The sequence below is a fragment of the Deinococcus fonticola genome (genome assembly GCF_004634215.1).
GTDB lineage: Bacteria > Deinococcota > Deinococci > Deinococcales > Deinococcaceae > Deinococcus > Deinococcus fonticola.
In genome coordinates this window covers 1-8,872 of the sequence record NZ_SMMH01000065.1, presented here as the reverse complement: position 1 = coordinate 8,872, position 8,872 = coordinate 1, and the positions used below count along the sequence as shown (strand labels likewise).

Annotated in this window: 10 protein-coding genes and 1 pseudogene; 8 read left to right on the top strand and 3 right to left on the bottom strand. The window is 48.9% G+C overall.

Annotated elements, in window-relative coordinates; all coding sequences use genetic code 11:
- The coding region (locus E5Z01_RS18695; RefSeq protein WP_167758019.1) for an IS3 family transposase at positions 1-155 on the top strand (155 nt) is incomplete at its 5' end.
- A gap of 97 nt (positions 156-252) precedes the next feature.
- Here E5Z01_RS18695 and E5Z01_RS18690 read toward each other — a convergent pair.
- The gene (locus E5Z01_RS18690) at positions 253-528 is read right to left on the bottom strand and encodes a class IIb bacteriocin, lactobin A/cerein 7B family (RefSeq protein WP_135230760.1); all 276 of its coding nucleotides are present in this window, start codon (positions 526-528) and stop codon (positions 253-255) included.
- Between the two features lie 207 nt (positions 529-735).
- Here E5Z01_RS18690 and E5Z01_RS18685 point away from each other — a divergent pair, with 207 nt between their 5' ends.
- The 3 genes from E5Z01_RS18685 to E5Z01_RS18675 all read left to right on the top strand — a co-directional run bounded on the left by E5Z01_RS18685 (position 736) and on the right by E5Z01_RS18675 (position 5,038).
- The gene (locus E5Z01_RS18685; protein WP_135230759.1) at positions 736-1,599 is read left to right on the top strand and encodes a hypothetical protein; all 864 of its coding nucleotides are present in this window, start codon (positions 736-738) and stop codon (positions 1,597-1,599) included.
- 335 nt (positions 1,600-1,934) lie between these two features.
- Positions 1,935-4,064: a peptidase domain-containing ABC transporter gene (locus E5Z01_RS18680; RefSeq protein WP_135230758.1), complete on the top strand. Its 2,130-nt coding sequence runs from the start codon at positions 1,935-1,937 to the stop codon at positions 4,062-4,064.
- Positions 4,061-5,038: an efflux RND transporter periplasmic adaptor subunit gene (locus tag E5Z01_RS18675; protein WP_135230757.1), complete on the top strand. Its 978-nt coding sequence runs from the start codon at positions 4,061-4,063 to the stop codon at positions 5,036-5,038. Before E5Z01_RS18680 ends, E5Z01_RS18675 begins: the two co-directional genes overlap by 4 nt.
- 1 nt (position 5,039) lies before the next feature.
- On the opposite strand, the gene E5Z01_RS20275 is transcribed toward E5Z01_RS18675, so the two are convergent.
- Positions 5,040-5,162 carry a helix-turn-helix domain-containing protein gene (locus E5Z01_RS20275; RefSeq protein WP_420810864.1) on the bottom strand — a complete coding sequence of 41 codons (123 nt, stop codon included), beginning with the start codon at positions 5,160-5,162 and terminating at the stop codon, positions 5,040-5,042.
- Positions 5,163-5,288: 126 nt separating this feature from the next.
- On the opposite strand from E5Z01_RS20275, the pseudogene E5Z01_RS18665 reads away from it, so the two are divergent.
- Positions 5,289-5,537, top strand: a pseudogene (locus E5Z01_RS18665) (transposase); the annotation flags it as partial.
- A gap of 55 nt (positions 5,538-5,592) precedes the next feature.
- Here E5Z01_RS18665 and E5Z01_RS18660 read toward each other — a convergent pair.
- The gene (locus E5Z01_RS18660) at positions 5,593-6,303 is read right to left on the bottom strand and encodes an IS6 family transposase (protein ID WP_135230755.1); all 711 of its coding nucleotides are present in this window, start codon (positions 6,301-6,303) and stop codon (positions 5,593-5,595) included.
- 113 nt (positions 6,304-6,416) lie between these two features.
- Here E5Z01_RS18660 and E5Z01_RS18655 point away from each other — a divergent pair, with 113 nt between their 5' ends.
- From E5Z01_RS18655 to E5Z01_RS18645, 3 genes are all read left to right on the top strand, one after another.
- Entirely contained in the window at positions 6,417-7,178 is a 762-nt protein-coding gene (locus tag E5Z01_RS18655) for a hypothetical protein (protein WP_135230754.1), read from the top strand.
- On the top strand, positions 7,069-7,848 hold the full coding sequence (locus tag E5Z01_RS18650; RefSeq protein WP_167758018.1) for a hypothetical protein: 780 nt from the start codon (positions 7,069-7,071) through the stop codon (positions 7,846-7,848). The genes E5Z01_RS18655 and E5Z01_RS18650 overlap by 110 nt, the downstream gene beginning before the upstream one ends.
- Positions 7,849-7,989: 141 nt before the next feature.
- Positions 7,990-8,547 carry a recombinase family protein gene (locus E5Z01_RS18645; RefSeq protein ID WP_135230752.1) on the top strand — a complete coding sequence of 186 codons (558 nt, stop codon included), beginning with the start codon at positions 7,990-7,992 and terminating at the stop codon, positions 8,545-8,547.
- Positions 8,548-8,872: the final 325 nt, after the last annotated feature.

Sequence of the window (8,872 nt, the reverse complement as noted above, 5' to 3'; positions counted from 1 at the left end):
GCGTGTACCGCAGCCACGAAGAGGCCAGACAGGCCATTTTCGAGTATGTGGAGGTGTATTACAACCGCAAACGGCGGCATTCCAGCCGGGGCTACTTGACGCCCTGGGAGGCGGAGTGCCAAGCTACTGGGATTATCTCGATTCTGCATACCTGAAGAAACGCCACGCAAGAGATCTCTTAATTGCTCGCTGTACCGTATCAAACAAGCTGCGGCCTGATCAGGCCGCAGCTTGTTTGATACGACAAGGTCTTTACCAGCCTTTGACTTTGAGCCAACCGCCCACAGCCCCACTAACAGCGCCAGCGCCGACGCCAACTGCAACACTACGCCAGTTCACAGCACCATCTTCGATATAAGTTTTTGCTCCAGCAATTACGCCACCTACGACAGCACCAGAAATAATACGGGCGCTGTAAATGATTAATGGCGCAACTCCACCTTCAATACTCTCCAATTCTTCTTCGGTAAGTTCTTCAATCTCGTCCAGTGGGAGGGTGAATTCCAGCTCTTCTGCGTATATAGTCATTTTATTGCTCCTTTGCAATTTACTGCTTGGAAATGATAGTTAGGCTTGCATAATACTTTTGTGGCATGAAACACTTTTTAGTTTTTCAGCTAATTGTCATATAATTACTGCTCCGATCCAAAGAATATCATCGTTGTGTCAGGCGTCTATGGCTTACTGCTGCTGCTTGTTAATGGGTCGAGCGTCACTGCTATACTATGAACCAACATGTATCGAATTTTCCTGATGAGAGCGGCAGAATTTTCGGAGTTTAAATCTTTTATTGACTCGAAGGCACAAAGTTTTCGGGGCAAAGTCTCATTAGCCGACTTAAAAAAATTATGGCAAGAAGCGCAAGAGGACTATCATATTGGTATTGAAGAAAGAATGATTCAGCCAAGTGAGGAAGATCTTGAGCGAATAAAGATATCTCTTAAAAAAATAAGTAAGCAGAATGCTTTTCAAAAAATAAAACCGAAAATAAAATATTTAGATTTTAGAAAAGTAGTATCTATCCAGTTTAATATAGATTTTGATTATATTAAAAGAATTTGTGATAGAATTAATAATAATGAGACTTACCTTTTAGATTTAGCACTGCCGCTGTCTAATTCTGAACAGCATGTTGAAATTAACAGAGTAAACAATCTTGAGTTCATTATTTCTTCCCTAAATACTGACCTCAGATTTCAAGGTCTTGAATTAATGGGTGAAAATGTCGAACGAGAGAATGAATCCGGTCAGATTGGTATAGTTGCTAACATCGGCTACGGTATAAAAGAGCTCTGGTGTATAAACTACCAAGGCAGAGACATATTATTTAATGGGTATCATAGGGCAGTTGCTCTTATCTCTGCCGGGATAACACATATTCCTGTTGTATATCAATCTGTTGAAAATGATGATGAATTACTATCATTAGTGGGACAGATAGGCTTAGATGCTTGTAAAGATATTCTCAGTAGAGATATAATCCCTTTAGTATCTGATTTTACGGTTGATAAATTTGTTTATAAATTGGATACCCCTCAGCCTATAAAATTAATTAGATTGAAGATTTTTGTCGAAGAAATGGAAATAAAGATACCCTGAGGATCTTAAAATGAAAACAGTTTTATTACCTTTATCTTGTATATTTCTTTATATTGTTGATATGCTTCTAACATATTGGGCAATTGAAAAGAATAAAGGCAATTATGAAGAGGAAAATTTAGTATTGTCTAAATTTTTTATAAGATTCGGTGTTTTTAAAACAATAATGACCACATTATTACTATACTGTACTCTCGTTTTTATGATAACCTATTTATTTCCGAGCTTAGATGTAATACTTTTCATTTTCTTTGTTATGGGAATATTCAATCTTATAAATAATTTAATCGTTATAAGGCGCGTAAAAAATCGTAAAATCATACAAGAGCGATAAAATGCAATTGCGTCGTTACAGTAAATATTTTGTAAGGCAGGTTGATCAAACAGATTGTGGCGCTGCATGCCTCGCCATGGTATTGAAATATTGGGGGCGCCAAGAAGCGCTTTATATTTTGAGAGGCTTGGCCGGAACTACGCAGAGCGGCACGACAATGGCTGGATTAAAAAGAGCAGGCGAGAATTTGGGGTTGAGTTGTAAGGCATTCAGAACCAGATCTCATAGCCTGGAATCAATTAACCTACCCCTGATACTACATTGGGAAAGCAATCATTACGTCGTTCTATTTAGGATAGACTCAAAATCAATATTAATTGCTGATCCGGCTATAGGAATCAGAAAAATCGATCATGATGAATTGGAAAAAAAATGGACAGGTAATCTGCTTTTTTTTCAGCCTCTTCCAGAATTTGAGAAGGGAAATTTTATCGGAAAGCGAGGCATTCAGGGTCTTCTATCTCACCTAACCCACTTTCGTGGGTCGATTCCTATTTTAATTGAAATACTCTTCGGCACTATCATGCTAAGTAGCTTTTCCCTTATTAGTCCATTATTGTCACAGGTGCTGTTTGATCGTGTCCTCACTTTTGGTGAGCGACAACTTCTTCCTTACATACTGTGGGCCATACTTGGATTTGCTGTACTGCAAACCCTGGTCAGTACTTTCCGGTCACACCTCTCCAGCTACTTGGGCATGGCGCTGAATTACAAGATGCAAATGGGCTACCTGCATCATCTGCTCAATCTACCATTAAGAATTCACCAGACGCGTCTTGTCGGTGATCTCTTACAACGTAACGAGGATCTAAACGCAGTTCGAGGCGTGCTCACGAATCTTATGATCACTGTCCCAGTGGCTGTTCTAACGCTTCTCTTCAGTCTTAGTCTTCTACTCTTTTACAACATCCAACTGGCATTAGTAGCTTCATTAAGCCTGATCTTGAACATTCTCTATGTTTTGGTGATCTCCCCTCGCCTGCGTGATAATAGCCGCAAAGTCCTCAAAAAGAGTGGGGAGCTGAACAGTTTCATGATTGGCAGTCTGGAAGGCATTTCAGCCCTCAAGGCATTCAGTGCTGAACGTTGGGCTACCATGCGGGGACGCAACCAGATCAGTGGCGTCATGGATCAGTCCTGGCGGGGATTTATGATCAGCAACAATAGTGGCGTGGTGTTCGGTCTTCTGGGAAGCCTTGGATCACTGCTAACCCTGTGGTACGGGGCAACGCAAGTTCTTGAAACCAAGCTATCCGTAGGACAGCTGGTTGCCACCTACGGTCTGACGAACAATGCTGTAGGTGCGCTATCCACCCTGATTGGCATGGTGCAGTCGGTACAACAGGGTATAGTCTCCTCAGATCGCCTCGCGGAAATTTTGGAATTGCCCACCGAAACAGATACCGGGAAAAACACTCACCTGGAATCACTCAAGGATGTTCTAACCGTCGAGCACCTTAAATTCAGCCATCTTCCTGACCGTCCCATTCTTAGTGACGTGAATATGACCTTGGCAAAAGGTTCGTATACCGTGCTGTTAGGGTCGAATGGTTCAGGGAAAACCACTCTCTGTAATGTCCTGACTTCTCTGCTGGAACCGACAGGAGGCACGATTCTCTGGGATGGTGTTTCCCTAACTGATTACACGCCTGAAGCTGTTCGTAATCGTGTGGCTTACCAGCGCCAGGAAGTACCCATGTTCTATGCTTCTATGCTGGATAACCTAACCCTGGGACGGCAAGTAGATGAGGCCCGTGTCAGAGCTGTCATGCAGGCCCTACAGATGGATAGTGTCATTCGACGATTGCCTGAAGGATTGCAGACCACCCTGGGCGGTGATAGTCCTCACCGTCTGTCCAGCGGAGAACGCCAGATGCTGGGCATTGCCCGTCTACTCCTCTCAGATGCGGAAGTGCTTATTCTGGACGAACCGACCGCGACCTTGGACATGGATCGGGAAGCTAGGGTGGTGCAGATTTTGGAGCAGTTGAAAGGAAACCGTACTCTGTTGGTGATTACTCACCGCCCAGCGCTGATGGCTCCGGCAGATCAGGTATTGAAACTGGTCGAAGGAACCATCCGGCCCTACAAATCAACAAGTTGTAGTGAGGCCTTGAGGCTGCCGGAATGATGCAAGCTGTTCAATGGGAACAACCTTTGCACCGCTTGCCCCGCTTGATGCTGTGGTTCCTAGCACTCAGTCTGCTAGCCGCCATTATCTGGGCTTCCGTGGCAAATGTTAGGGTTTATGCATTGGTCAGGGGAACCCTGACCCCCCAGCTGGAGCCTGTTCAGGTGAACGTTCCGAGTGCTGGTCGTGTAGTGAAGAATCAAGTCAAGCTCTGGCAGAAGGTGAGTAAAGGAGACTTGCTGTTCACCCTAGATGCGCTGAGTCGTGATTCGCAGGACGCCGCTCTACAACTCTCGATTCAACAGAATGCAGCCACACAAGCCCGCCAGGACATTGCCCAGGCTGAGATTGACTTGCAGAACAAGCAGCGGCAGGAAAGCAGTGTGCGAACTGTTTACAACGTGGGGGGGGTGCCCCGTGCTGATATGGAAGCGGCTGAAGCGGCAGTAAACAGCGCCCAGGCCGCTCTCCGACAAGCACGATCTAGACTGGCCTCAGCAGAGGCACAGTTGAAACTGCTGACCTTGAACCAGAAAGTTGAGGTGACCAGCCCAATTGACGGGCAGGTGATGCAAGTCAGTGATCTACATGTCGGTCAGACCCTGGGGGCTGGTCAGAGCATGCTTGCCATACTTCCAGCAGGTGTTCCAATGGTGTTTAAAGGGACAGCAAATGAAAAAGACCGCCCTAAACTGAAGACAGGCGCACAGGTTCAGATTGCCTGGAATGGCTACCCACGCCAGAAATACGGCGTAACCAAAGGTAAATTGAGCGGCGTTTCTCCGACCAGTGAGGTGTCTAGCACGGGGCTGGTGCTCTACCAGGTGGAAGTGAGTCTGCCTCGTGGCAACCTTACCCTTAAAGAAAGACCGCTGTTGCCAGGGATGATTGGTGAGGCCCAAGTACTGTCAGATCAGCGTACCGTGCTTCAGTTGTTCTGGGATTGGGTGCGGGGAGCTGATCCCTGGAGCTGAATCAGCTCTTCAGCGCCTCATAGAGCGTATCTCTATTGACGCCCAGCTCGCGGGCGAGGGCCGTTTTCTTTTCTCCCGCAGCCACCCGCTGCCGGGCTTGCTCAACCTGCTCCGGGCTGAGCACCCGTTTGCGGCCTTTGTATTTCCCAGCCTGTTTTGCTTTAGCGATGCCCTCCCGCTGGTTCTCCAGGTTGGGATTAGGGCAGTTTTGCGTCGGTGCGGTTAAGCCTTCAGCATAGGAGGCGAGACCATGACGACCAGGAAGACCTACACCGCCGAATTCAAACGCCAGGCCATCGAACTGGCCGACCGTGACGATGTTGGCCCGAGCCGGGCGGCCCGTGACCTCGGGATCAGCCCCTCAGTCCTCTACCGCTGGCGACTCCAGACTCAGAAAGCAGGAGAAGCGGCTTTCCCTGGTCAGGGTCGAACGACCCTGACGCCACAAGAGCAGGAAATCCAGCGGCTCCGCAAAGAGAATGAGATTTTGCGTCAGGAGGGTTCTGGCAACTTAACTTCGCCGAGGTAAAACGACCCGAAGTGCAGCCTGAGTTTCAGGCTGCTTGTTGCAACGCTTCATGCCATACCCGCGTTGCGGAGGTCTGATTCACTCGTCTTTGACTGGCTGGGACTGTGGTTCTGGTCTGGCGATGAAGATTGGCAGTGCGGGCGTGCAGAGCGAGGAATTCCTGAGTTCGTCGTCGTCTTTTGAATCCGATTTGCTGTCGTTCCCGTTGTCTGGTCGGTCGATGTGATTGTTCGACCAGATTGTTGCAGCGAGCACTCGATACCACTTGGACGTGCTCCACGCCGTGGAGCACGGGTAATTCCCGGATAGCTGCACCATAACTCCAGAGCTTATCTGTATGAATGGCCTGTGGGACGTCGTATTCCCTCAGCAAGCGAGTAAAGAATGTTTTGGCGGCCTCAGTATCACGGTGTTCCTGTAGGAGGACGTCCAGCACGGCACCCTGTTCATCCACCGCTCTCCAAAGCCAGTGTTTGATCCCACCAACGACAACATGCACCTCATCCAGATGCCACCGGGAACCCCGACGGGGTTCCCGGTGGCGCAATTCCTCAGTGAGGAGCGGAGCGAATTTGATGTTCCACTGGCGAAGGGTTTCGTGACTGACGTGGATTCCTCGTTCATGAAGAAGCTCTTGAACATCACGTTGGCTAAGCGGAAAGCGGTGGTACAGCCACAGGGCATACCCAATCACGCTCAGTGGGAAACGGTGTCGATAGGGTTTCCGGTTAGTCACAGCTCAGGAGCCTATCAGCGTTAACTTGCCAGAACCCCCGCGCTGATGGTCGTTGGCTTGCAGATCGGCGTGACCCAGCCCCACTCAAGCGTCCCAGTTGGCTAGGGCAAGCTGTGACCGACTCGTGGCAAGATGAAGCCGGAACCGACGAAACCGACTTCATGGAAGGGCTGCTGACGGATCGAAAGGGACGCACCTGGCTCTGCGTAGACGGCTACTGGGATGATGGCGATCGCGAGCGCAACGAGACCTTCCGGATCGCCAGTGCACTGGTCGCCCCATCCACTGCTCAGGCGCTGCTCAACGCCCTGAGTACATGCGTTGATCCAAACGACTTCAAGCTCCCAGCCTTCGGCGAAGACCTGATGGAATTCAACACGCCCCCTTTTGAACTCCGAGGATGGATCACGAGTCATGACACATCCAACAGATTGGATGATTTCGACCCGCACGCGGGGAACATTCGCTATCCGCCCGATACTATTGACAGCCGCATCCTGGATCAGTACGGAATAATCGCCGACAAAGAGAATCGGGTATGGACTTCGAGCGATGGTACCGAGGTAATCGTCTCCGAACTGTGGGGGGAGTACAAGAAGGGGCGTAGCAATGAGCAAGAGACCAGTGATCGTGAGGGTTCACGCATGCTCGCTTCTCTGACATTCCTCAAAACGCTTTGCCAGACGCTTAACCGCGTCTTGATTATCAAAATTGAAATCCAGCGAAGGTTCTTGAGATCTTCGTACAGGCGGAGGGAGGATCACCATGAATACAGACCACCAGTCAGCAGGGTTTATCTCCTCTCAGCAGACGGAACGCTCCGAACGACAGCAACAAGCTATCAACTTAGGGAAAGCGTTGGTGCAGGAACTTAAACTCGAGCCGGGCGTTGACACGCTCTCGAGGTGGATTGCACACTACATCACTGAACAAATTGCCATTGCTGACAGTGCAACGGGCACAGAAAAAGTTGAGGCAGAGGAACGCTGCTTCAACAGCATCATGAAGCTTTGGCAGCATCGACACGCGTTGCCGAATGAACGCAGTCCATTCACGGACTTCACGCCGATTTTCGAAACCCTTCAGCGATTAAACCCAGAAAACGAAGACCCCTTCTACATTGAGTGGCAGCACCATTGGGACAAACCAGATGATCAAAACCCATCAGATTTGGACGACGCAAAATCCTGGCTGCGAATGGCGCTCAGTATCGATAAGACAGCCAGGATTTTGATCGAAAGTGTTTTGCAACTGGCGGCCCTACGTGTGACGGACTCGAACGTCCGAGCTTGGCTGAAGCACACCTCTGAATTCTCTCCAGATTTCGATGTTCAAGTCATTCTGAATCTGGTTGGGGATCTTGACCCGGATGACGAAATGGATTGTCGGAGTATCGAGGACGACAGCCGAGACTCAGTTAACTCTCTTTCAACTAATTTATCTAAGAACGCAATCGAAAAGCGGATTCAATATCTGGATGCGTTCTTGCAGCTTGCCGCATCATTTCGTAGCGATTTCGAGGAAGAGTTAAGCAAAGCAACCTAAGTGGCTTTAGGGTATACCCAAACCCGACAGATAGGTTCCCTGATGAAATCGGCTTCTGGGTGTCGGGATAGAATCCAATCTGCTATATTCCGGCATATGTCGGGGTAAGTCTAAACCCTAGACCGACATGACGGGGGAGATATGGCAAGAGGTCAGCGCGTCGGTTACATCCGTGTCAGCAGCACAGACCAGAACACTGCACGGCAGCTTGATGGCGTGGAACTGGACAGGATTTTTGAAGACAAAGCCAGCGGCAAGGATGCCAAGCGGCCCAAGTTACAGGAGCTGCTGGCCTACGTCCGCGAGGGCGATACCGTGATTGTTCACTCGATGGACAGGCTGGCCCGCAATGTGGATGACCTGCGGCGCATCGTGACTGAGCTGTCGGGGCGTGGTATACGAGTGGAATTTCAGCGTGAGGGCGTCATTTTCACGGGCGAGGATAACCCGATGAATACCCTCCTGCTGACCATGCTGGGAGCTGTAGCTGAGTTTCTTCGCGCTCAGAACCTCGAAAATCAGCGAGAGGGGATCGCCAAGGCCAAACAGGCAGGCAAGTACAAGGGCCGTAAGCGGGCGCTAACGCCGGAGCAGGTCGAGCAGGCCCGCCAACGGGTGGCCGCTGGTGAAGCCAAGACCGTGATTGCCCGTGACTTGGGTATCAACCGAGATACGCTATACCAGTCGTTGAAAAGCTAATTCTTTTTAATAAGCGAAGGCATTTTTCAAAATTGCTTTTTATAAAAAATTTCAAGTTGTTCACGCAAATATTACCAAAATTTTTGAGACTCCCTTTTTGCTGCATGATCATATTGCCATTGATTCTCGTTTAGCAATATGATTTTGCAACGCGGGGAGGCTCAATTCATCGGGGGGCTAAGAGTGTTGCGGAAACGGTCGTTTGGGCAAACTCGTCCGATACTCTAAAATTAATTTCAGTATAGAGGAAATGTATGGGAATGCTGTGAAATATAATGAACATCTGGTGTCATCGCCAATAACTCCTTAATACTGCCTGCGACGC

What these genes read in the sequence shown, in the direction of transcription:
- E5Z01_RS18685 (WP_135230759.1), top strand. Translation starts at nt 736, where the DNA reads ATGTATCGAATTTTCCTGATGAGAGCGGCAGAATTTTCGGAGTTTAAA.
- E5Z01_RS18680 (WP_135230758.1), top strand. Translation starts at nt 1,935, where the DNA reads ATGCAATTGCGTCGTTACAGTAAATATTTTGTAAGGCAGGTTGATCAA.
- E5Z01_RS18675 (WP_135230757.1), top strand. Translation starts at nt 4,061, where the DNA reads ATGATGCAAGCTGTTCAATGGGAACAACCTTTGCACCGCTTGCCCCGC.
- E5Z01_RS18650 (WP_167758018.1), top strand. Translation starts at nt 7,069, where the DNA reads ATGAATACAGACCACCAGTCAGCAGGGTTTATCTCCTCTCAGCAGACG.
- E5Z01_RS18690 (WP_135230760.1), bottom strand. Translation starts at nt 528, where the DNA reads ATGACTATATACGCAGAAGAGCTGGAATTCACCCTCCCACTGGACGAG.
- E5Z01_RS18645 (WP_135230752.1), top strand. Translation starts at nt 7,990, where the DNA reads ATGGCAAGAGGTCAGCGCGTCGGTTACATCCGTGTCAGCAGCACAGAC.